The organism is Yoonia sp. 208BN28-4 (genome assembly GCF_037543925.1).
Lineage (GTDB): Bacteria > Pseudomonadota > Alphaproteobacteria > Rhodobacterales > Rhodobacteraceae > Yoonia.
The window spans coordinates 676,385-699,256 of sequence record NZ_JBBIFY010000003.1; the positions used below are offsets into that span (position 1 = coordinate 676,385).

Sequence of the window (22,872 nt, forward strand, 5' to 3'; positions counted from 1 at the left end):
TCAGCTTATGAAATGCGTGTTACGTGTCGGGCGCAATCAGGCCCAGCCCGCGCAGATAAACGCCAATGGCGGATTCAAGCAAGTCTTCGGGTGGAAAAGGGCTTTTTGTGCCCGGAGAGCCACGCGCGAACAACTCGACAATGCCGTGGGACATGGCCCAAACGTGGGCCGAAAACATCTGTGGCGGTGGTCGCTTTTCTGCGGGAATATGCTGCGAAAGTTCGGCCGCTGCGGTTTCCAGCACACCCATCGCGCGCGTGGCGGCATCATTCAGATCGGGCGTTCGCTGGATCGAAATGCCGCTTTCGAACATCGCGATATAGTGGCCCGGATATTTGTTGGCGAAGGCCAGATAGGCGCGGCCCGTCGCATAGAACGCCTCAAGCGCAGATGGTTTGCCGCCATTATAGGCGTATTCCATCAGGTCGCCGAAGGTGCGGTAACCTTGCAATGCGGCTTCGGCGATCAGGTCTTCGCGGCCTTCAAAGTGGCGATAGACTGCCGCCGGTGTGACGCCCGCGACCCGCGCCGCCTCGGACAGGGTAAATCCCGTCGGACCCTTCTGTTCGATCAGGGACAGGCAGCCGTTGACCAGCGCCTCTTTCAGGTTGCCGTGGTGGTAACCCTGTTTAGGCATTCCACAGGTCCACGCCGCCCGCAACCTTGTCGTCGACAGGCGCAAGGTCTTTGTCGGGGTAATCCAGCTGGTGCAACACCGACCGGATCGCGTTGACCCGCGCGCGTTTCTTGTCGTCGGATCGCACAACGGTCCATGGCAAATCGTTGGCGCGTGTCAGTGTTTCCTGGATAGCATCTGTATAGGCATCCCAGCGGGATAGGCCTTCCACATCGATCCAGCTGAGTTTCCATTGCTTCAGTGGATCGCTTTCGCGGTCCAGAAAACGTTTCAACTGCGTCGCACGCCCGACGTTCAGCCAGATTTTAAAAAGCTGGATACCGTCATCGGCCAATTGCTGTTCAAAAGTATTGACCTGAGAGAAAAACTTTTCGCGTTCTGCTGGCGTGCAAAAGTCGAAGACATGTTCAACCACACCGCGGTTATACCAGCTCCGGTCGAAAAAAACGATCTCGCCGGTTGTGGGCAAGTGTTTGATGTAACGCTGGAAATACCACTCTCCGGCTTCGGTTTCGGTGGGCTTTGACAGCGCTACAGTACGCGCGGCACGCGGGTTCAGGTTTTCGCGAAACCGCTTGATCGTGCCGCCTTTGCCGGCCGCGTCACGTCCTTCAAACACCACAACAACCCGCTGGCCTGTGTCGCGCACCCAAGCCAGCATGCGGACAAGCTGTTCTTGCAGGTGTTCCATCTCGGCCTCATAGGCCTTCTTATCCCACGCTTTTCCGTAGGGATAGTCAGGGTTCAGGACCTGCTTTTTCGAGCGGTTCTTGATCAGATCGCGCACCCAATCGGGCGCGTCTTCGTTGAAATATCGGCTGATACCGCCGTCAAAGGGCAACGTCATGGGGCAGGCTCCTGATCGTGGTGTTGCGGGTCACTATGGGCCGCACATGGCCCTAGCGCAATCCGGCGCGCGCCGCTGCACGGTTGATCGCATCCACAGCCGCCTGCGGGTCCGCGTGGTGCGGCATGTGGCCCACACCCTCAAGGCGGATCAGGTTCAGATCGGGGATCAGCTTGATCGCCTCTTCAGGGTGCACAGTGATCGGCACGGTTTCGTCCGCCGTGCCATGCACCACTTCAACCGGAATAGTCAGGTTCGGGTAGCGCTCAGCCATTGCGACCACGTGCGGGCGAAGCGTGTTCACCTGACGCACGTTTGCGCGGAATGTGGTGGGGCGGATTGCCAGTTCGCCACCGATGTATTCGGCGTAACCTTCTGGCGCAGGCTGTGGCGCGAAAACGCCTTCAATGCTGGAATTGATCGCGCTTTTCGGCGCAAACGCCGAGATCAGTGGAATAATGACCGCGCCACCAAAGGACGATCCGTTCACCGTGTAATACTGACCCAGATCACCAGGCCATGGCATCATCACACCAGCAAGCGACACAACGCCCGATGCGTTCACGTCCGCCTGGTTCTCAAGACCTGTAGTGGCCCACGCCATCGCCACGATGCCGCCAAAGCTGTGGCCAACGACCACAGGGTCAGTAATCCCGATCTGTGTAGCTGCTTCACGCAGCATGGCGGCTTGTGCTGTCGGACTATCGCCATCGGTTGCCAATGCGCCTGTTTCAACAGAAGGCACACGATCGGTATAGCCCAGACCGGGGCGATCAAATGCGGTGACCGTGTAGTCGTCTGTAAGGCGGTCCATCAGGTCAAAGGTGTAATCGCGCAGATTCCCGCCGGCACCATGCAGCAGCACCACATGCGGACCGGAACCCTTTTGCACATAGTGCACGCGCCCGCCGGTGACTTCGGCAAACTGTCCGATTGGCGGGTAGGACGTTTCGGCGTCCTGCACACGTTTGGACGACACACAGCCCGTCAGTGCAGCGCCAAGCCCGATGGCCGCAGCCCCGTAGGTGAGTGTTTTAAGTACCAATCGCATCAAGGTCATACTTTGTTGTCTGATAAATTTCGTTGATCCAGTTACCATATAGAAGGTGCGCGTGACTTCTCCAGCGGTTGAGAGGGGGTTGCGTCGGGTCATCGTGGGGATAGTAGTTCTGCGGCACGTTGATCGGCGTGCCTTCGGCGACGTCGCGATCGTATTCCTGTTTCAGCGTGCCATCGTCATATTCGAAGTGGTTGAAGATATAGAGTGCACGGTGTGCGGCATCCTCGACCAAGGCGGGGCCAGCCTCGTCGCTGGTGATCAGCGTGCGCAGGCCTGGGGCCGCGTCAATCTCATCCTGACGCATTTCGGTCCAGCGGCTGACGGGGATCACGCAATCGTCCGAAAACCCGCGCAGATAGGGCGAGTTCGGCACGATATTGGTGTGTCGGAAGCACCCGAATGCCTTGTGGTCCAGCATGTGTTTTTTGACACCGTGGAAATAGTTGATCATCGCCATGCCGCCCCAGCAGACGCCAAAGGTGGAATGCACGTTGCTCTGGGTCCACTCCATCACCTCGCACAGCTCGTCCCAATAGGTGACGTCAGTGAACGGCAGGTGTTCAATCGGCGCGCCGGTGATGATCAGCCCGTCAAATTTCTGGTCCTTCACGGCTTGGAATGGCTGGTAAAACTCTTCCATATGCTCCGCCGCCGTATTGCGGGTCTGGTGCTCGGACATGCGGATGAGCGTCAGTTCAATCTGCAAGGGCGTCGCACCGATCAGACGGGCAAACTGGTTTTCTGTCTGGATTTTCTTGGGCATCAGGTTCAGCAGCGCAATACGCAGCGGGCGGATGTCCTGACGGGCGGCGGCATCTTCATCAAGCACCATGACACCTTCGTTCGACAGAACGTTAAAGGCGGGCAGGGTGGCTGGCAGTTTGATCGGCATGATACGTATCCTCGGCGGGCAGAGATTGAGATTTAGGCGGCTGACCCGCGCATCTCAAGGGCGTCAGCGATCATGCTGACAAAGCCCTCCGCATCGTGAACGCGCGTGACCGCGTCCATTGGCACCGTGATACCCCATTTTTCCGCCATCGCGCGATACCGCGGCTGCCGGTGCGCAAGCGCCTTGGCAAAGGCCCACCGGATGAAATCATCAGGGTTCACCTTGTCCGGGGCCACGCCGAATTCGTCCAGATAGGCGTGCCATGTGTTCAGCAAGAACACCGGATCGTAGGACATCGGCTTTGGCTCTTTATCAAAGCGGCGGACCAGTTCGGCTGTATGTGCATCCGAGCCTTCAATCCAGACCATCAGCGTTTTCGACGCCAAATCAGTCAGGATCGGATCGTTTGGATCGTCTGCATCGACCCACTCGCAGATCGATCCGCCCGTATCGCAGATAAAGTGCGGGTATTGGTACAGCCTGTTGGATCGCTCGATAAAACGGCCTGTGTCGTGCAGTGCCGCAATCTCGGCCTGTTGGAACTGGTCCTGACGGCGCGTGTATTCATCCCACGGCAGCCCGCCCAGCGCCGGATCGCCTGGTTTGCCAAGATATGACGACATCGGCTTGAGATCATTAAACGAAATGTTCGATCCGATATAGATGCTGTCCGACCGCAGCAGATCACGCAGGAACGGCACCTTCATCGCCTCGGTCTTGGCGTTGTCCGCGATCAGTTCGCCCATGTAGCGGGTGCCGATGCGGTAATCGATAGAATAGTGAAACCAGTCGCCGCTTTCGCGAAGCATGGAAGACAGATAGGTTTTGCCAAGCCCTGACATCGCGAACAAAAGCACGCGTTTGTTGGGGGCGTTGCGCCAGTCGGAAGCGGTCTTGTAAATCATAGGAATTGATTAGGCCCTCACGTGCGGAAGCGCCAGCGTTTGGGGCGCCGGCGCTTCCTTTTATTTCACATGCGTGTCAGTGCTGTATGCAACAGCGCGTGCGAAACGGCAGACCATCGAGCATCCAAAAGGTGTAATTCGAATGGTCTGTTGCAAACAGCCACGGTGCAAGACGCAAAGAGTTTCACGCCGAGGACTTTTTCTTCCGATCCCCGCCGCTGGGAAATGCACGGAATGTTCGCCTTGCAAATACTCCGGACCAATCGATTAAGATGGCATCATTTCAGTGATGAATGTCTATGGCGTCAGTATCCGCGCCAGATCCAACCACCGCCCAGTACGCGCGTGCTGTCAGGATCATAAAAGACACACGCCTGACCGGGCGATACACCTTCTTCGGCAACCAGCAATTCCACCTCGGCCTCGGTGTCCGAGATCGGACGCAGGACCGCGTCGGTTGGTGGCCGTGTCGAGCGGACCTTGACTGCAATCTTGCGCTCACCACCGGCCAGAAAATCGCCGTCGCCCAGCCAATTGATCTCACGCAACGGGACCTTCCGGGTCGCCAGCATCTCTTTGGGGCCGACGATCACTTGCCGCGCGTCTACATCCAGCTTCACCACGTAAAGCGGATCGGACAACCCGCCGATGCCAAGCCCGCGCCGTTGGCCGATGGTATAATGGATGACGCCGCGATGCTGGGCGAGCACGTTGCCATCCACGTCAACAATATCACCCGGTTCCGCAGCACCAGGGCGCAGTTTTTCGATCACAGCGGCGTAGTTGCCGTTGGGCACAAAGCAGATGTCCTGACTGTCTGGCTTATCCGCCACGCCTAAGCCGAATTTCTCGGCCAGCGCGCGCGTCTCTGCTTTGCTTTTCAAATGCCCCAAGGGGAAACGCAAATAATCAAGCTGTTCTGCCGTGGTCGAAAACAGAAAATACGACTGATCACGGTTCGGATCACCGGCGGCATGAAGCTCTGGCCCCTCATCACCCATCATCCGTTGGATATAGTGACCCGTTGCCATGCAGTCGGCGTCAAGATCCTTTGCTGTTTCCAAAAGGTCCTTGAACTTCACACGCTCGTTGCAGCGGATACAGGGCACTGGGGTGGCACCTGCGAGATAGCTGTCCGCGAATTCATCGATCACGGCTTCGCGAAAGGTGTTTTCGTAGTCCAGAACGTAGTGGGGAAAGCCCATCTCTTCGGCCACGCGCCGCGCGTCGTGGATATCCCGACCCGCGCAACACGCGCCTTTTTTGGCAAGCGCAGCGCCGTGGTCATAAAGCTGTAGCGTTACACCAACAACGTCATAGCCTTCGTCCGCCAATTGTGCTGCCACAACAGAGCTATCGACACCGCCTGACATGGCGACAACCACGCGGGTTTCCGCAGGCGGTTTGGCAAAGCCTAATGAATTCAGCGCAGGGTCGAGCGGCATGTTTGATCCAGTCCTGTCAGATTTGATGCCATATATAGGAAAATCCGAAACACTCTCAATCCCCTGCTATACCTGACGTTAAGCATCATAAGTCATACCTGCCTTGCAAGAACCTCAATTAAAGGTATTTCGCTATGTATTTGCGCAAGATCGACGGGCCACGATCCGTCACGCTCCCTGATGGCAAGGTGATGACCCGTGCAGATTTGCCAGCGCCACAAACGCGCCGATGGGTGGCATCCCGGAAGGCTGCTGTGGTTAAGGCTGTGAATGCGGGGCTGATCACCCGCGCGCACGCGCTTGAGATGTATTATCTGTCCGATGATGAATTTTCCGAATGGGAAACGGCGGTGCAAATGCACGGGGAAGCAGCGCTCAAGGCAACCGCGCTTCAGCGCTATAGACAACCATAGGATGAAAATGTCAGGCTGATGTTAAGGATTGTCGGTTTGTTAACCATTGGACGTTAGACCGTATGCAACCTTAGAAAGAGCGGAGAGTTGAATGCGCGTTTTACTGGTCGAGGACGACCCAACAACTTCCAAGAGCATCGAACTGATGCTGACCCATGCCAATCTGAACGTCTATGCGACGAATCTTGGGGAGGAAGGGATCGATCTGGCAAAGCTGTATGACTACGACCTGATCCTTCTTGATTTGAATTTGCCGGACATGAACGGGCACGAGGTTTTGCGCCAATTGCGATTGAGCCGGATCGACACGCCGATCCTGATTCTGACCGGCGATGATGACACCGAGAGCAAAATCAAAAGCTTCGGTTTCGGCGCAGACGATTACCTGACAAAGCCATTCCACCGTGAAGAGCTTGTGGCACGCATCCACGCCATCATCAGACGATCGAAAGGCCACGCACAGTCGATCATCAAAACCGGACAGATCGCCGTGAACCTTGATGCCAAAACGGTCGATGTCGGCGGCAGCACGGTGCATCTGACAGGCAAAGAATATCAGATGCTGGAACTTCTTAGCCTGCGCAAAGGTACCACGCTGACAAAAGAGATGTTCTTGAACCATTTGTACGGTGGCATGGATGAGCCGGAGTTGAAGATTATCGACGTTTTCATCTGCAAGCTGCGCAAAAAGCTTAGCGTTGCAACGCTTGGTGAAAACTATATCGAAACGGTCTGGGGCCGCGGCTATGTGTTGCGCGACCCTGACGAAGGTGCCGGTGCGGAACAGATCGCTATCGGGGCCTGAACACTTTCAGCAATCTTGCGCGCCGCCACTCACGCTGCTTATCGCGTAAGATTGCTGGACGATGTTCCTGCACCGCCCTAAAACTGAAGTGACGGTCGCACTCCTGCGGCAACAGACCTTTGGGAATTGCGCGTGCCACCAGCCCCGAAAAATACGTCCGAATATGCTGACGTTATGGTTTCAGACCTGTCCGAGGCGCAGGCTGCCTCCGAACTCGAATTTTTGGCAAAGGCGCTCGCCGAGGCCAACCGTGACTATCACGGCGCCGATGCACCTGTCCTGACAGATGCCGATTATGATGGCCTGAAGCGCCGCAACGCCGAGATTGAGGCACGGTTTCCTGGCCTCAAACGTGCTGATAGTCCCTCCGAACAGGTTGGCGCCCCTGTGGCAGACGGGTTTGGCAAGATCACGCATGATGTGCGGATGCTGAGCCTTGGAAACGCCTTCGACGAAGAAGATGTGACTGAATTTGACCAGCGAATCCGGAAATACCTTGGCCTTTCAGATGATGCGCCGCTGACATATACGGCAGAGCCGAAAATCGACGGTCTGTCGCTGTCGATAAGATACGAAAATGGCGTGCTGGTGCATGCCGCAACCCGCGGCGATGGCAGCGTCGGCGAAAATGTCACGGCAAACGCGCGAACAATCGCTGACATTCCTGAAACGCTTACCGGTGCGCCAGATGTGCTTGATGTGCGCGGCGAGGTTTACATGAGCCACGCCGATTTTGCTTCGCTGAACGACAGGCAAGAACAGGACGGCCGCAAACCCTTCGCCAATCCGCGAAACGCTGCAGCAGGATCGCTTCGTCAGCTCGATTCATCTGTGACGGCGGCGCGGCCACTGAAATTTTTTACATATGCATGGGGTGCCTTATCGTCGCCATTGGCTAAAACTCAGTCCGGCGCGATTGATCGTTTGAATTCGCTTGGCTTCAGCACGAACCCGTTGACGCAAACTTGCGATGGTCCGGCGTCATTACTTTCGCACTATCGCCTGATCGAAGAACAGCGCGCCACATTGGGATACGATATCGACGGCGTTGTTTATAAGGTCGATGCGCTTGATTTGCAGGACAGGCTCGGATTTCGCTCAACCACGCCCCGATGGGCGATTGCGCATAAATTCTCGGCAGAACTGGCTTGGACAACGCTTGAGGCGATCGACATTCAGGTGGGTCGCACAGGCGCATTATCGCCCGTCGCGCGCCTCAAACCGGTCACCGTCGGCGGTGTGGTTGTGTCCAACGCGACGCTGCACAATGAAGATTATATTGCCGGAGTGGGTGGCGACGGCGCACCGATCCGTGAGGGGCGTGATATTCGCGTGGGTGATTGGGTCGAGGTCTATCGCGCCGGTGACGTGATCCCAAAGATCAGGGATGTGGACCTCACAAAACGCACCAACGCCGCTCCTTACCAATTCCCCGACACGTGTCCTGAATGTGGATCGCCCGCCGTGCGCGAGGATGGCGATGCCGTGCGCAGGTGCACTGGCGGGTTGATCTGTCCGGCGCAGGCGGTGGAGCGGCTCAAACATTTTGTCGGGCGGGCTGCCTTTGATATCGACGGATTAGGGGCAAAACAGGTCGAGATGTTTTTTGCCGATGATACGCTTCCGGTGAAAGAACCCGCCGATATTTTCACGCTGGCGCGTCGTGATGCGGCCAGTCTGACCAGGCTGGAAAACCGTGACGGGTTCGGCAAAACCAGCGTAAAGAAGCTCTTTCAAGCGATTGAAGACAGACGGGAAATCGCTTTCAATCGCGTACTGTTTTCGCTGGGTATCCGCCATGTCGGCGAGGCTGCCGCTGCACTGATCGCGCGCCACTATGGGAATTGGGCCACGATGGAGGACGCTCTGACCTCGGCGCACATCGGTGAAGGGTCCGCGTGGGACGATCTGATCGGCGTCGATGGAGTGGGCGCGGTGATGGCAACATCGCTGATCAACGCCTTTCAAAACGATGCCGAGCGCGCATCGATTGACCGCTTGGTCGCCGAGCTGAAAATCGAGGATGCGGCCCAACCCGACACGTCAGACAGCCCCGTTGCGGGCAAGACCATCGTCTTTACCGGCACGCTTGAGAAAATGACCCGCGCCGAAGCAAAGGCGCGTGCAGAAAGCCTTGGCGCAAAGGTGTCAGGTTCGGTCAGTAGCAAAACAGATATCCTAGTTGCGGGGCCCGGCGCGGGATCAAAGGCCACCAAGGCGGCGGATCTGGGCGTTGAGGTGATTGACGAAGATGACTGGCTGGCCTTGATCGGCGCGTCATGACCGGCAGACCGGAAGTTCTTTTTCCGCTTTTTGCTGCTGTTACAACGCTTGATGGCGTGGGTCCGAAAACCGGACAAATTCTTGAATCAGTCGGCGTTCTCAAGCCAAGGGATGTGCTGTTTACCTTACCCATCAGTGGCGTTGATCGGCAAATGCGGGATACGGTGCAGGGCGTCACCATGGCGACAACCCTGACAGTGACCGTGACTGTCGACCGGCATGATCCGCCAAAAACCCGTGGGCGACCTTACCGTGTGTATGTGCACGACGCACAGACCAGTTTTCAGTTGGTCTATTTTCATGCCCGTGGGGATTACTTGCAGAAACTACTGCCCGTTGGACAACAGCGGATTGTGTCGGGCAAGCTGGAGGTTTTCGACGGGATCGCCCAGATTGTGCATCCCGACCATGTGGTGCGCAGCGAAGAAGCGGGGCAGGTGCCACCGTTCGAGCCCGTTTATCCGCTTCACGCAGGTATCACGCAAAAGCTGATGTTCCGCATGACACGCGGGGCGCTTGATCTGGCACTGGATCTGGATGAATGGATCGATCCGGCACTTAAAGCCCGCGAGCATTGGCCCGATTGGCTGGCCAGTGTTGAGGCCGCGCATACGCCGCAGTCTGTTGATGACATTATGATTTCGACACCGGCCCGCACCCGTCTGGCCTATGACGAGGTGTTTGCCCATCAGATCACATTGGCGCTTGCCCGTGCGACAGCCCGCAAGACCAAGGGGGTGGCGTCGCGCGGCAATGGTCGATTGCAAAGTAAGGTACTCGCGTCATTGCCATACAGGCCGACCACCGCGCAGGATCGCGCCATTGGTGAGATCGCTGATGATTTGGGTGCACCAATCAGGATGAACCGGTTGCTGCAAGGCGATGTCGGTTCAGGCAAGACACTTGTCGCGCTGATGGCCATGCTGTCTGTGGTCGAGGCAGGCGGGCAGGCGGTGATGATGGCACCGACTGAAATTCTGGCCCGCCAGCATATGGAAGGGCTGCAACCGCTGGCCGAGGCGGCTGGCGTCGTCCTCGAGATTTTGACGGGCCGCGACAAGGGCGCGGAGCGGCGACGCAAGCTGTCTGCTCTGGCGGATGGCGATATTCACATCCTTGTTGGCACCCATGCGGTATTTCAGAAGGATGTCATCTTTGCCGACTTGCGCCTGTCTGTCATTGACGAGCAGCACCGCTTTGGCGTGGCGCAGCGGATGGAACTGGGTGCCAAAGGGCGCGCTGTTGATGTGCTGGTGATGACAGCCACCCCGATCCCGCGATCGTTGGCGCTGGCGCAATACGGCGACATGGATGTGTCCGTGCTCGATGAAAAGCCTGCGGGCCGCAAACCGATCCAGACGGCCTTGGTGTCCACATCGCGGATGGACGAAGTGGTCGAAAAACTGCGCCGCGCCGTGGCGGAGGGCAAGCAAGCCTATTGGGTTTGCCCTCTGGTCGAGGAAAGCGAAGTCGTTGACATGACAGCGGCAGAGGAACGGTTCAAACGGCTCAGGGCCACATTGGGAGAAGGCGTGGTGGGGCTTGTCCACGGCCAGATGCCACCCGCAGACAAAGATGCTGCGATGGCGCGGTTTGTCAGTGGCGAGACCAAAGTGCTAGTGGCCACCACCGTGATCGAGGTTGGCGTGAACGTGCCAAACGCCACAATCATGATGATCGAACGGGCAGAAAGCTTTGGTCTGGCGCAGCTACACCAGTTGCGCGGACGTGTGGGGCGCGGGTCAGAGGCATCCACATGTCTGTTGTTGTTTCAGGCACCGCTAAGCGAAAGCGGGCGCCGTAGGCTCGAGATTATGCGCGAGACCGAAGACGGCTTCCGCATCTCAGAAGAGGATCTGGCGATGCGCGGGGCAGGGGATGTGATCGGCACCGCCCAGTCGGGTCTGCCGCGCTTTCGTATTGCCGATCTGGAGCGACAGTCCCACCTGATGGCGATGGCGCAAACCGACGCACGTAAACTACTTCTTGACGATCCGACGTTGGAGACGTCGCGGGGTAAGGCCGCGCGTGTTCTGCTTTGGTTGATGGAACAGGACAAAGCAATCCGTTTGATTTCAGTGGGTTAAGCTGCCGCGTTCCACTTTGTTCACATTTGTTCTCAAAAAGTTCTTTACACATCGTTAACCTTGTGAGAACAAAGGGGCAACAAAGAGAACACGACATTGAGGAGCATCACCATGGCAAAAGACATCAAATCAGCGATCATCCGATCCTCTGACACGATCATTGCCGATGCGCTTGGCGTGGTCGCTTTGTGTACCATTCTGTTTGTCGGATTGTCGTTGCCCACGATGATCTGACCTGCCTGCCGACTGCGTCTTGGTCTTCTGCACATTGCTCTGTCCCAAATCCTGCAATGGCTCATGACCTGCCTGTCCCACATTTAAGTCATCGTTTCGCAAGGGAATTGCCTCTCCCGATGAAACGCCGGAAATGCCAGGACGCAGTCAGCACCTTATCCGCCGCCATCCCAACCGGATGTGCGGCGGTTTTTTTATGGGGTAACGGCTTTTGCCTGTGCGATGGCGGCAAGGGACGCATCAAACGCAAGCATGATTGACGCGTGGCGGTTCTTGTAGTCCTTGGCCGGTTGCAAAACTTCCAACCCGTCAAAGGGGGCGGTGGGCACAGGCCCGTCAGATTTCAGCATGGCAAGCAACTCATCATGGCCCGTCTGGATCTGGTCCGGTGTTAGCCCGACAATCTGCGCGCCAACCACGGCAGCTGCGGCCTGACCCAAGGCACAGGCTTTCACGTCTTGCGCATAGTCGCTGACGATCCCGTCGCGCAGGGCAATATCGACGGTGACTGTTGATCCACACAGCGGGGCACGCTGCTTAACGGTGGCTGCAGGACTGGCCAGCCTGTCGGTGCGCGGCATATCGGCAGCCAAGGCAAGGATGCGGCCCGAGTAAAGCTTGATCATATCGGTTTCAGCTGACATTGGCCGTTTGCCCTTTCGCGACTTGCAACTTAGATAGGCCGGAACCAAGCCAATGCAAAGGGTGTGCCCCATGTCATTCGATCCCGCGTCTTTGACGTATAACGCCCAAGGTCTGATCCCCGCGATTGCGCAAGATGCCACATCGGGCGAGGTGCTGATGATGGCGTGGATGAATGCAGAGGCCGTGGCCCGCACGCTGGATACTGGCGATGTGACCTACTGGTCGCGATCGCGGTCGGAATTCTGGGTCAAAGGCGCGACGAGCGGCAACACCCAGCGCTTGGTGGAGCTACGCTTTGACTGTGATCGCGATTGTTTGCTGATGCAGGTGACCCAGGACGGACCAGCCTGTCACACTGGCCGGCGGTCTTGCTTTTACACGGTCGTTGAAGATGGCGACGAACGGATCACCGCAGCACCAATGGGCTAAAGCCCCACCATGCGCCTGATATCTTGCGGTGTCGCACCCTCTGCGCGGAATGTGGACAGGGCGCGGGCATCATCGCGTTTGGCGAGCCGTTTCCCATCCTGATCGCGGATCAGACGATGATGAACGTAGTGCGGCGTCGGCAGGTCCAGAAGCCTTTGCAGCACGATATGAATATCGGTGGCCGAAAACAGATCTTCGCCGCGCACGACGTGGGTGACCTGCTGCGCGGCATCGTCCACCACGACTGACAAATGATAGCTAGTGGCCATGTCCAGCCGCGCCAAAACGCAATCCCCCACACTGCCGACCAATTCGGACGGGCGAAGAACATGGGTCTGGATATTTCCGTGCTCAGTTTCGTTGACATAAGTCTGGTCGGGCATGGCGCGCGTCGCCATTTTCATGTCGAGCCGAAGTGTCTGGTCGCGTGGGCGCGTTTGTGGTCGCGGCTTTTCACGACAAGTGTCAGGATAGATGAGGCCATCTGCACCCGTCGGCAAAGCGCCTTCTTGTGGTGCGCTGATTGCGTCCTTAATATCGCGGCGGGTGCATGTGCACGGATAAAGCACTCCCATGTCCCACAGCTGATCGAGGGCTGTATGATAGGCGACAAGTCGGTCCGACTGCCTCATGACGGGGGATGGCCAAGCCAAGCCAAGCCACGTCAGGTCATCATAAATCTGCGCTTCCCATTCGGGACGTGCGCGGGATTGGTCGATATCCTCAATCCGCAGCAGGAACTGACCGCCCGCAGCCATAGCCATATCATGCGCCAAAATAGCGGAGTAGGCGTGCCCCAAATGGAGTGGCCCGGTTGGCGACGGCGCAAAACGTGTGATCATGTGCGGCGCAGAATGATCACATCTGACGTCATGCCAACATCATCCAGATGCGGCCCGTTTTCACGAAATACGACCGTCGCCCGACCGCTTGCAATCTCGTCATCCAGTGCCGCGATATAGCCTTCATCCGACAGCGTCGGTTCATTATAAGAAAACGCAAGCAACTGACCTGTGGTGAGTTTCGCAACGAGGGGGCCAAGCAGGTCTGGTGGTGCTGCGCCAAGGCTAATGACACCAGCTGCAACGATAACCGGATAGGCCCCGCGCCCGAAGCTCAGCTCGCCCGGATCAGAAAGCCATGTCTTGCGGTAAAGCCCTGCCGCTTGGGCCTGCGCCAGCATTTCGGGGGTGACATCTGTGCCATCCAACGTCGAGAACCCTGCATTGTGCAGTGACACAGCCGCAAGGCCGGTGCCGCATCCGAAGTCCAGCATCGGGTCTTTGGGATTGGCCAATGTCACAAGGGCTGCGGCAATTCGGTCCGGCGTGCGATAGCCACGCGCGACAACATCGCGTTCGTAACTTTCGGCCCAATCGGCATAGACATCGATGGTGTCCTGCACGGGGCGGCGGGTCCAAAGCTGAGGTCTGAGCATGTCTTTCTTGTCAGTCATGACCACAGCCTAGCGCCGCAGATCAGGCCGCGTCCAGTGACAGTTGCGCGAGCCAGTTCTGCCAATCGACCTTCGCGCGATCCGTATAGCCCTTATAGCGTTCCTTACGACCGCGACGGCCCGATTTCATCCCTTCAAGAGGAGGGAATAAGCCAAAGTTCACGTTCATCGGCTGGAATGTTTTGGCGTCTGCACCCCCGGTGATGTGCGTCACCAATGCGCCCATCGCAGTGGTATCGGGCACCGGCGCAAGCGTTTGCCCCGTCATTTCGGCGACGGCCATGCGTCCAGCCAGCAAACCCATCGCGGCACTTTCGACATAGCCTTCCACACCCGTGATCTGTCCTGCAAAGCGGACATTGGGCTTGGAGCGAAGACGCATCTGGTCGTCCAGCAGCGTGGGAGAGTTGATAAACGTATTCCTGTGGATGCCGCCAAGGCGTGCGAATTCTGCGTCTTCAAGGCCGGGAATCATTTTGAAAACAGCCTTTTGTGCGCCGTACTTCATCTTGGTCTGAAAGCCCACGATGTTAAAGAGCGTGCCAAGTGCATTGTCACGGCGCAATTGCACAACGGCGTAGGCCTTGTTTTGCGGATCGTGTGCGTTGGTCAGGCCCACAGGCTTCATCGGGCCAAAGCGCAGGGTCTCGCGACCACGTTCCGCCATAACCTCGATCGGCAGGCAGCCGTCAAAATAGCCAGCGGTTTCGCCTTCTTTGAACTCGGTCTTGTCTGCCTCAAGCAGCGCGTCGATGAACGCCTCGTACTGGTCTTTGGTCATGGGGCAGTTGAGGTAAGCCGTGCGCTCGTCCTCGGTTTCGCCTTTGTCGTAGCGCGACTGCATCCACGCGACGTCCATGTTAATGCTGTCGGCATAGACGATGGGGGCAATGGCGTCGAAAAACGCCAGTGCTTCGGCTCCTGTTTCGGTGCGGATCGCTTCGGCCAAGGTGCCGGATGTCAGCGGGCCAGTTGCTACGATCCACATACCGTCATCTGGAAGATCGGTGATTTCGTCGTAAGATACGGTAATCAGCGGATGCGATTTGAGCGCTGCTGTCACGCTTTCGGCAAAAGGATCGCGGTCCACAGCCAAAGCACCACCAGCGGGCAGGCGGTGTTTTTGCGCCATTTGCATGATCAAGCCACCCGCCGCGCGCATTTCCCAATGCAGCAGGCCCACGGCGTTTTGTTCATGGTCGTCAGAGCGGAAGGAATTGGAGCACACCATCTCGCCCAGATTGCCGGTGCGGTGGGCGAAAGTTGCAACCTTGGGCCGCATTTCGTGGATTACAACCGGCACGCCAGCGTTCGCTGCCTGCCAAGCTGCTTCCGATCCGGCCATGCCGCCGCCGATGATATTGAGTGTCTGTGTCATGTTCGCGGATGTAACGCGAACCGCTGCTCTTGCAAAGAGGGCGTCAGCGCGAATGGCTCCGCGCTGACGAAATGTCGCTGTGGGTGAACCCTAGAAGCCTGGCAGGATTTCAAACAGGCTGCGTGGCCCGAATGTTGTGCCGCGCTGTGCGCCAATCGCCACGCGGGTACCAACTGCGATGAACGTGTCATCGTCGCTGATGCCACCGACTTCTACGTCTGTCTGACCGACCTCAACGTAAAACTGTGGACCGTCCAGCATGTCGTATTGCGCACCAACCGCGATGCGGCTGACGTCGCTGTCATCCTGAAACGAAAAGGCAGCATTACCGATGGCCGAAAAGCCGTTGCCGAACGAATAGATACCGTCGGCACCCAAAACAGTCGCAGTCGAGATATTGCCGTCAACCTGACCAAGGTAGCCTTCAACCTCACCACCCAGAAATTCTGTACCAGCCTCAACGCCGTAAAGGCCAACCGCGTCGGAGGTTTCCAACTTGTCCAGTCCGTAGAACGCACCAACCGACAAGGTTTCGTTCAGGTGGTAAACGCCGTGCAGGGTCAGGCTGCTGGCATCGGTGTCGATGTTGTCCAGACGATAACCCGACAGATCGGCGCTGACGCTGAAATCGCGGTTAAAGCCGTATTCGATTGCGCCGTAATAGGCGGTGCCGCCAAAATCGTCGCCATCAATGGGGGTGCTGTATTCGATCCCGAGAGATCCGCCGGTCACCTGTGCTGATGCAGGTGCGGCCACTACCACCACAAGGGCGGCAGCAAGTGCTGCTTTGTATGACATAATGCTCGCCTCATATTCACATGGAGCTTTTGCGCTCCTTATGAGTAATCGTTACATCATCGCAGCTTTTGAGGCAATAAATTGGTGACGCAGCCTTATTCGGCTGCATCACCTGTGTCTTCTTCGTCCTGCTCGGCGATCCAGGCAACCGATACGACATGTTCGTTTTTGGCGGTATCAAACACCTTCACACCGCCAGCAGAGCGAGATCGGAAGCTGATGCCTTCGACCGGCACACGGATCGACTGGCCGGTGGAGGTGACCAGCATAATCTGGTCCGACATCTCAACCGGGAAGGAGCTCACCAGCTCACCGCCGCGCATCGCCTTGTCCATCGCCATGACACCCATGCCGCCACGCCCGCGTACAGGATAATCGTGTGAGGACGACAACTTACCAGACCCTTTTGATGTGATCGTCAGGATCAGGTTCTCGGCGGCCGACATTTCGGCGTAGCGTTCTGTCGACAGATCGCCCGCTGGCACCTCGTCTTCGTCTTCATTTTCGGCATCATCAGTCAGGCCCGCCATGGCGCGGCGCATCTTGAGGTATGCTGCACGCTCGGCTGGATCGGCCTCGAAGTGACGGATAATCGACATCGATACCACTGTGTCATTGTCGCCAAGACGGATGCCGCGCACACCAACCGAATTGCGGCTGTTGAATACGCGCACGTCTGTGGCGGGGAAACGGATCGCGCGGCCAGAGTTTGTGACCAGCATCACATCATCATCGTTGGACGCGATGCGGGCGTTAATCAGGCTCATGCCTTCATTCTCGCCCTCGAATTTCATTGCGATCTTGCCGTTGGATTTCACGTTCGTGAAGTCGGACAGCTTGTTGCGGCGCACGGTGCCTGCGTCGGTGCAGAACACGACTTGCAAGTCGTCCCAATCCTCCTCGGGGCGGTCAACGGGCATGATCGCCGCGATGGAGACACCTGTCGGGATTGGGAGAATGTTCACAATGGCCTTGCCCTTGGCGGTGCGACTACCCAAGGGCAGGCGCCACGTCTTGAGCTTGTAGACCATGCCGTCAGTCGTAAAGAACAGCAGTTGCGTATGTGTGTTGGCCACAAAGAGTGTGGTCACCACATCTTCTTCTTTGGTCGCCATGGAGCCCACGCCCTTGCCGCCACGCCGTTGCGCGCGGAAATCGGCCAAAGCGGTACGTTTGATGTAGCCGCCGGATGTCACGGTCACGACCATCTCTTCACGCTCGATCAGGTCTTCGTCGTCCATATCGCCGGACCAGTCCACAATCTCGGTACGGCGGGGCACGGCATATTTTTCGCGGACTTCGGTCAACTCATCACGAATGATCTGCATGATGCGCTCGCGCGATCCCAGAATTTCAAGGTATTCGCGGATTTTCGCGGCCAACTCTTTCAACTCGTCAGTGACTTCTTTCACACCGATCTGTGTCAGGCGTTGCAGGCGCAATTCAAGGATTGCGCGGGCCTGCGTCTCAGAGAGGTTATAGGTGCCGTCATCGTTGGCCGTATGGGTCGGATCGTCGATCAGCGCGATATACTCAAGGATCGGTTGCGCGGGCCAGCGGCGCGTCATCAGCTTTTCACGGGCTTCAGCCGCATCGGCGGACTGGCGGATCGTGGCGACGATTTCGTCGATGTTCGTGACGGCAACGGCCAAACCGCACAGGATATGCGACCGCTCGCGCGCCTTGCGTAGCATAAACGCGGTGCGGCGGGCCACCACATCTTCGCGGAACGCGATGAAGTTCGTGAGGAAGCTGCGCAGGGTCAGTTGTTCAGGTCGGCCGCCGTTCAGGGCCAACATGTTACAGCCAAAGTAGGTCTGCATCGGGGTAAAGCGGAACAGCTGGTTCAGCACGACCTCTGCCGTGGCATCCCGCTTCAGTTCGACCACAACGCGCACACCCGTGCGGCTGGTTTCGTCCTGCACGTGGGCGATGCCTTCGATCTTTTTGTCGCGCGCAGCTTCCGCGATGCGCTCGACCATCGTCGACTTGTTCACCTGATAGGGGATTTCATCAATGATGATCGCCCAGCGATCTTTGCGGATTTCCTCGATATGGGTCTTGGACCGGACAACAACGGAACCGCGCCCCTCAAGATACGCTTTGCGCGCGCCAGAGCGGCCCAGCATGATGCCACCCGTCGGGAAATCAGGGCCGGGGACGTATTCGATCAGGTCCTCAGACGTCAGATCAGGGTTTTCTGTCAGCGCCAAAGTCGCATCGATCACTTCGCCAAGGTTATGCGGCGGAATGTTCGTGGCCATACCAACCGCGATACCACCAGCGCCGTTGACCAGCATGTTGGGGAAGCGCGCGGGCAGGACGGTCGGCTCTTTTTGCTTGCCGTCATAGTTGTCCTGAAAATCAACGGTGTCCTTGTCGATATCGGCCAGCAGATCAGATGCAGGGCGGTCCATCCGTACTTCGGTATAGCGCATGGCGGCAGGGTTATCGCCGTCCATCGAACCAAAGTTGCCCTGACCATCCAGCAGCGGCAGCGACATGGAGAAATCCTGCGCCATGCGCACCAGTGCGTCATAGATCGCACTGTCACCGTGCGGGTGATACTGACCCATAACATCGCCCACAGGACGTGCGGACTTGCGGTAGGATTTGTCGTGGGTGTTACCCGTCTCGTGCATCGCAAAAAGAATGCGGCGGTGGACCGGTTTCAGGCCGTCGCGCAGGTCCGGAATGGCCCGGCTGACGATGACCGACATGGCATAGTCAAGATACGAGGTTTTCAGCTCGTGTTCGATCGTGACCGAAGGCCCCTCGAACGAGGGTGGCGTTGCGCCATTTTCGTCTGCGTTTTCAGGAGTTTCCGGTGTGTCGCTCACGTCGGTAGCCTCGCGCTGATAAGTCTGCTCTATCTTGTTGCAGGCAACCTATCAGACACCGGATATGGGGTGCAATCACTATCGCCCCCATATCCCTTGTTTTACGCGGCCTAGGCCTTGGCCCGTTGCAGCATCCCGAACAGATCGCGCGGATCATCCGGATCGGCGATCATATCGAGGTTCACGAAATGCGCAGTGCCTTTGATTTTGCGGTGGACATAGCGCAGCGCCGAAAAGTCCTCGATCGCAAAGCCGACACCATCAAAAAGCGTGACCTCATTGGCCGAGGTGCGACCATCAACCTGACCTGCGATGACCTGCCAAAGCTCGGTGACTGGATAATCTTCGGGGAACTGTTGTATCTCGCCCTCGATCCGCGTTTGTGGCGGGTATTCGACAAACACGGTGGACCGATCCACGATATCGCGGTGCAATTCCGTCTTGCCAGGGCAGTCGCCGCCGATGGCGTTGATGTGCACGCCAGCGCCGACCATGTTGTCGGTCAGGATGGTTTGCATGTCCTTGTCTGCGGTGGCCGTCGTGATGACCTGCGCGCCTTCAATCGCCTCTTCCGGGGTCTTGCAGGACACAACGGTCAGGCCGCTATCGGCCAGATTGGCGGCACATTTTTCGGTGGCTGCCGGATCGATGTCGTAAAGCCGGACAGTTGTGATCCCGCACACCGCTTTCATGGCGAGCGACTGGAACTCTGACTGCGCACCATTGCCGATCATCGCCATTGTGGTGATGCCCTTTGGTGCAAGATGTTTTGTCGCCACAGCTGACATGGCCGCCGTCCGCAGTGCGGTCAGTACCGTCATTTCCGACAGCATCAGCGGGTAGCCGGAATATACATCCGCCAGCAGGCCAAACGCGGTGACGGTCTGCAGGCCCTCGGCCATGTTCTTGGGGTGGCCGTTGACGTATTTGAAACCGTACATCTCACCGTCCGATGTGGGCATCAATTCGATGACGCCCACGTCGGAATGACTGCCGACACGGGGTGTCTTGTCGAAGGATTCCCAGCGGATGAAGTCTTTTTCGATTTCCTCGGCAAGCTCACGCAGAACCGTTTCCAGCCCGATATCGTGGACAAGGTTCATCATGTCCTGCACGGAAACAAATGGCACCATTGCCAGCTTTGATGGCTTGATCATGTGCGGCTGCTCCGTGTGAGGCGGTCAAAGACGCGGCGACCCAGAAGCGATGCGGTCAGGTCCACCATCAGGTTCGCGGTTTTGCCACGGTCGTCCATGAACGGGTTCAGTTCCACCAGATCAAGCGATCCGACAACGCCGCTGTCGCACAGCATCTCCATGATCAGATGCGCCTCGCGCACGGTTGCACCACCGGGGACGGTTGTCCCGACACCGGGTGCGATGGACGGATCAAGGAAGTCCACGTCGAGCGACACGTGCAGCACGCCGTCCTCTGCGATTACACGGTCGAGGAAGGCCGACAGCGGCCCCGCAATGCCGTTTTCATCGATGGAGCGCATGTCCAGCAATGTGGCGTCCGAGCCGTCGAGTGCGGCTTTCTCAGCCGGATCAACTGATCGCAGGCCAACCATACAAATGTTCCCAAGCGGGACTTGAACGGGCAGGGGCGGGAAGGCATCGAATCCTTCGCGACCCGTGAAATAGCCGACGGGTGTGCCGTGCAGGTTGCCGCTGTCGGTCGTGTCAGGCGTATGAATATCGGTGTGCGCGTCCAGCCACAGCACAAAGAACGGCTTGCCCAGCTTTTGCGCATGCGCGGCCATGCCGGCCACGGTGCCAGCGGCCAGCGCATGGTCGCCGCCCAGAAAAATCGGCATGCCGTCAGGTGCCGCATCCTGTGCGGCCTGCATCAGCGTCTGCGTCCAGCCCACGGTGCGCGCCAGATCATGCACCAGCGGGTTGTTGGGCGCAGGCACGGTCACGTCAGCAGGGGCGAGATTGCCCAAGTCGGTGACGGTGCGGCCAAGGTCGGTGATGGCGTCTGCGATACCGGCGGTGCGGTAGGCGTCGGGCCCCATCAGACAGCCCTGACGACGCTTGCCGCAATCTACAGGTGCCCCGATGAGGATACAGTGGGTGTTTGAATCATGTTTTGTCATATCCTGATCATCCGCACAAAACGAGGGTAGGTGAAGCCGCCAAGATGTGCATAATGAACGTCGATTACACATCTTGGGCAGCCAGAATGGACAAAACGGACAATCAGCTAATCGGGCTTCTGCGCCGTGACGGGCGCGCGACCTTGTCAGAACTCGCCGCCGATCTTGGGGTCACACGCGCAACGGTGCGGGCCCGCATGGACCGGCTTGTAGCCAGTGGAGAGATTGCGGGGTTTACCGTGCTGACGCGCAGTGACGTCACATCCCATCCGGTGCGCGGGCTGATGATGCTTGAGATTGTCGGGCGCGGGGCCGAAAAGATCGCCAAGACTTTGCGGGGGATGCCTGCTGTGCAAGCGGTGCATTCGACAAACGGCACATGGGATCTGATCGCAGAGATCGGGACAGACACGCTGGAAAGCTTTGATCAGGTACTTGTCGCGATCCGGCGGCTGGACGGGATCACGCGGTCGGAAACATCGCTACTGCTTTCAACGCGCCGATAGCGCCGCCTTGATCCAAAGCACCATCAGGACGGCGGAGAAAATCGCATTCCATGACGCCATTGAAAGCGTCAGGAATTCCCAACTGACTTGATCACACATCACAAGTCGTGGCCCATCCGTGGAAAGCAAATCGCCAGACAGCAGATCACCGCCGCCCGTGCAGGACGTGGGACCTTCCCACCATCCACGCTCCACCCCGGTGTGATAGATGCCAATCCCGCTTGTAGTTGCTGCGGCCAGCGCGCCAAGCCATGTAAGCGCCTTTGCACCGAAATAGAGCGCAATAGCCCCGATCGCCACAGCGGCAAAATGCGGCCAGCGTTGCCAGTAGCACATTTGACAAGGCGGATATCCTGCGAACTGGAACAGATATGCACCGATCAGCAAGGCCGCAGAGCCGCCCGCCGCAAGGATCGTATAGGTCTTACACGTCATAAAAGCCCCACAAGGAAAAAGCCGCCAATCAAAAGCACACAGAAGATCACAAACACAAGGCCCAGACGGCGTTCGATGAAGTCACGAATGGGTGCGCCGAACTGCCACAAAAGAACCGCCACGATGAAAAACCGCAAAGCGCGCGCGGCGATGGCCGAGAAGATGAAGATCGGTAGCGACAGACCTGTAACGCCCGACATGATCGTGATGACCTTGAACGGGAACGGCGTGATGCCCGCGATCAGCACCGCCCACGCGCCGTAGGTATTAAAGTTGGCGCTGAACTCTGCCACGGCGTCGGCCTTGCCGTAAAAATCAAAGATTGGCTGGCCGATAGTGTCGAACAGAAACGCGCCAATCACATAGCCGAAAAGCCCGCCCAGAACGGATGAGACCGTGGCCACGCCAGCGATCAAAAAGGCACGGCGCGGCGCGGCGATGATCATCGGGATCATCAGAACATCTGGCGGGATCGGAAAGAAGGACGATTCAACAAAGGCCACCACAGCAAGCGCCCAAAGCGCGTAGGGCGACTGCGCCAAACCCAGTGTCCAATCGTAAAGTCTGCGCAGCATGAACCAACCTCGCCTTGTCTGCGTTGGCTTAGGACATGATCGGCACAAAGGGTCAACCTTGTGCAAGGCCGTGATCCAAGTAATCTATGCTGCAATCAGGGAGT

At 57.8% G+C, this 22,872-nt stretch carries 23 protein-coding genes; 7 read left to right on the plus strand and 16 right to left on the minus strand.

From position 1 onward, the window contains the following. Nucleotides 1-19: 19 nt before the first annotated feature. The 6 genes from V8J84_RS13485 to mnmA all read right to left on the minus strand — a co-directional run bounded on the left by V8J84_RS13485 (nucleotide 20) and on the right by mnmA (nucleotide 5,786). A complete protein-coding gene (locus V8J84_RS13485) occupies nucleotides 20-637 on the minus strand; it encodes a TetR/AcrR family transcriptional regulator (protein ID WP_339931984.1) in 618 nt (205 codons plus the stop codon). Beyond that, nucleotides 630-1,484 carry a polyphosphate kinase 2 gene (gene ppk2, locus V8J84_RS13490; protein WP_339931986.1) on the minus strand — a complete coding sequence of 285 codons (855 nt, stop codon included), beginning with the start codon at nucleotides 1,482-1,484 and terminating at the stop codon, nucleotides 630-632. The genes V8J84_RS13485 and ppk2 overlap by 8 nt, the downstream gene beginning before the upstream one ends. Nucleotides 1,485-1,536: 52 nt before the next feature. After that, nucleotides 1,537-2,535, minus strand: coding sequence for an alpha/beta fold hydrolase (locus tag V8J84_RS13495; RefSeq protein WP_339931988.1), 999 nt, complete (start codon nucleotides 2,533-2,535; stop codon nucleotides 1,537-1,539). Continuing rightward, nucleotides 2,519-3,436, minus strand: a complete 918-nt coding sequence (gene metA / locus V8J84_RS13500; RefSeq protein WP_339931990.1) for a homoserine O-acetyltransferase MetA — start codon at nucleotides 3,434-3,436, stop codon at nucleotides 2,519-2,521. The genes V8J84_RS13495 and metA overlap by 17 nt, the downstream gene beginning before the upstream one ends. Nucleotides 3,437-3,468: 32 nt before the next feature. After that, on the minus strand, nucleotides 3,469-4,341 hold the full coding sequence (locus V8J84_RS13505; RefSeq protein ID WP_339931992.1) for an ATPase: 873 nt from the start codon (nucleotides 4,339-4,341) through the stop codon (nucleotides 3,469-3,471). Nucleotides 4,342-4,646: 305 nt separating this feature from the next. Then, complete coding sequence (mnmA, locus tag V8J84_RS13510) at nucleotides 4,647-5,786, minus strand: tRNA 2-thiouridine(34) synthase MnmA (RefSeq protein ID WP_339931994.1); 1,140 nt, start codon at nucleotides 5,784-5,786, stop codon at nucleotides 4,647-4,649. 134 nt (nucleotides 5,787-5,920) lie between these two features. Here mnmA and sciP point away from each other — a divergent pair, with 134 nt between their 5' ends. From sciP to V8J84_RS13535, 5 genes are all read left to right on the plus strand, one after another. Continuing rightward, nucleotides 5,921-6,199 carry a CtrA inhibitor SciP gene (gene sciP / locus V8J84_RS13515; protein ID WP_339931996.1) on the plus strand — a complete coding sequence of 93 codons (279 nt, stop codon included), beginning with the start codon at nucleotides 5,921-5,923 and terminating at the stop codon, nucleotides 6,197-6,199. A gap of 91 nt (nucleotides 6,200-6,290) precedes the next feature. Further along, nucleotides 6,291-7,004, plus strand: a complete 714-nt coding sequence (gene ctrA / locus V8J84_RS13520) for a response regulator transcription factor CtrA (RefSeq protein WP_339931998.1) — start codon at nucleotides 6,291-6,293, stop codon at nucleotides 7,002-7,004. 174 nt (nucleotides 7,005-7,178) lie between these two features. Beyond that, nucleotides 7,179-9,287, plus strand: a complete 2,109-nt coding sequence (gene ligA, locus V8J84_RS13525) for an NAD-dependent DNA ligase LigA (RefSeq protein WP_339932074.1) — start codon at nucleotides 7,179-7,181, stop codon at nucleotides 9,285-9,287. Next, the gene (gene recG, locus V8J84_RS13530) at nucleotides 9,284-11,374 is read left to right on the plus strand and encodes an ATP-dependent DNA helicase RecG (protein ID WP_339932000.1); all 2,091 of its coding nucleotides are present in this window, start codon (nucleotides 9,284-9,286) and stop codon (nucleotides 11,372-11,374) included. Before ligA ends, recG begins: the two co-directional genes overlap by 4 nt. 111 nt (nucleotides 11,375-11,485) lie before the next feature. After that, the gene (locus V8J84_RS13535; protein ID WP_339932002.1) at nucleotides 11,486-11,608 is read left to right on the plus strand and encodes a hypothetical protein; all 123 of its coding nucleotides are present in this window, start codon (nucleotides 11,486-11,488) and stop codon (nucleotides 11,606-11,608) included. A 194-nt stretch (nucleotides 11,609-11,802) separates the two neighbouring features. On the opposite strand, the gene V8J84_RS13540 is transcribed toward V8J84_RS13535, so the two are convergent. Then, a complete protein-coding gene (locus V8J84_RS13540; RefSeq protein WP_339932004.1) occupies nucleotides 11,803-12,252 on the minus strand; it encodes an iron-sulfur cluster assembly scaffold protein in 450 nt (149 codons plus the stop codon). A 70-nt stretch (nucleotides 12,253-12,322) separates the two neighbouring features. Here V8J84_RS13540 and hisI point away from each other — a divergent pair, with 70 nt between their 5' ends. Further along, nucleotides 12,323-12,682: a phosphoribosyl-AMP cyclohydrolase gene (gene hisI, locus V8J84_RS13545; protein WP_339932006.1), complete on the plus strand. Its 360-nt coding sequence runs from the start codon at nucleotides 12,323-12,325 to the stop codon at nucleotides 12,680-12,682. Here hisI and gluQRS read toward each other — a convergent pair. From gluQRS to rocF, 7 genes are all read right to left on the minus strand, one after another. Further along, nucleotides 12,679-13,524 carry a tRNA glutamyl-Q(34) synthetase GluQRS gene (gene gluQRS, locus V8J84_RS13550; RefSeq protein ID WP_339932008.1) on the minus strand — a complete coding sequence of 282 codons (846 nt, stop codon included), beginning with the start codon at nucleotides 13,522-13,524 and terminating at the stop codon, nucleotides 12,679-12,681. The genes hisI and gluQRS overlap by 4 nt on opposite strands. After that, nucleotides 13,521-14,138, minus strand: coding sequence for a class I SAM-dependent DNA methyltransferase (locus V8J84_RS13555; protein WP_339932010.1), 618 nt, complete (start codon nucleotides 14,136-14,138; stop codon nucleotides 13,521-13,523). Before V8J84_RS13555 ends, gluQRS begins: the two co-directional genes overlap by 4 nt. A 22-nt stretch (nucleotides 14,139-14,160) precedes the next feature. After that, nucleotides 14,161-15,516, minus strand: a complete 1,356-nt coding sequence (gene trmFO, locus V8J84_RS13560) for a methylenetetrahydrofolate--tRNA-(uracil(54)-C(5))-methyltransferase (FADH(2)-oxidizing) TrmFO (protein WP_339932012.1) — start codon at nucleotides 15,514-15,516, stop codon at nucleotides 14,161-14,163. 90 nt (nucleotides 15,517-15,606) lie between these two features. After that, entirely contained in the window at nucleotides 15,607-16,314 is a 708-nt protein-coding gene (locus V8J84_RS13565; protein ID WP_339932014.1) for a hypothetical protein, read from the minus strand. A 95-nt stretch (nucleotides 16,315-16,409) separates the two neighbouring features. After that, a complete protein-coding gene (gene gyrA, locus V8J84_RS13570; protein ID WP_339932016.1) occupies nucleotides 16,410-19,154 on the minus strand; it encodes a DNA gyrase subunit A in 2,745 nt (914 codons plus the stop codon). Nucleotides 19,155-19,264: 110 nt separating this feature from the next. Then, a complete protein-coding gene (locus tag V8J84_RS13575) occupies nucleotides 19,265-20,311 on the minus strand; it encodes an ornithine cyclodeaminase (protein WP_339932018.1) in 1,047 nt (348 codons plus the stop codon). Beyond that, complete coding sequence (gene rocF / locus V8J84_RS13580; protein ID WP_339932020.1) at nucleotides 20,308-21,252, minus strand: arginase; 945 nt, start codon at nucleotides 21,250-21,252, stop codon at nucleotides 20,308-20,310. The genes V8J84_RS13575 and rocF overlap by 4 nt, the downstream gene beginning before the upstream one ends. Nucleotides 21,253-21,338: 86 nt before the next feature. On the opposite strand from rocF, the gene V8J84_RS13585 reads away from it, so the two are divergent. Further along, the gene (locus V8J84_RS13585) at nucleotides 21,339-21,758 is read left to right on the plus strand and encodes an Lrp/AsnC family transcriptional regulator (RefSeq protein WP_339932022.1); all 420 of its coding nucleotides are present in this window, start codon (nucleotides 21,339-21,341) and stop codon (nucleotides 21,756-21,758) included. On the opposite strand, the gene V8J84_RS13590 is transcribed toward V8J84_RS13585, so the two are convergent. Further along, nucleotides 21,744-22,193: a disulfide bond formation protein B gene (locus V8J84_RS13590; protein WP_339932024.1), complete on the minus strand. Its 450-nt coding sequence runs from the start codon at nucleotides 22,191-22,193 to the stop codon at nucleotides 21,744-21,746. The two genes, V8J84_RS13585 and V8J84_RS13590, sit on opposite strands and share 15 nt — an antisense overlap. Further along, nucleotides 22,190-22,768 (minus strand): YqaA family protein, encoded by a 579-nt coding sequence (locus V8J84_RS13595; protein ID WP_339932026.1) that lies wholly within the window; start codon nucleotides 22,766-22,768, stop codon nucleotides 22,190-22,192. Before V8J84_RS13595 ends, V8J84_RS13590 begins: the two co-directional genes overlap by 4 nt. Nucleotides 22,769-22,872 lie beyond the last annotated feature (104 nt).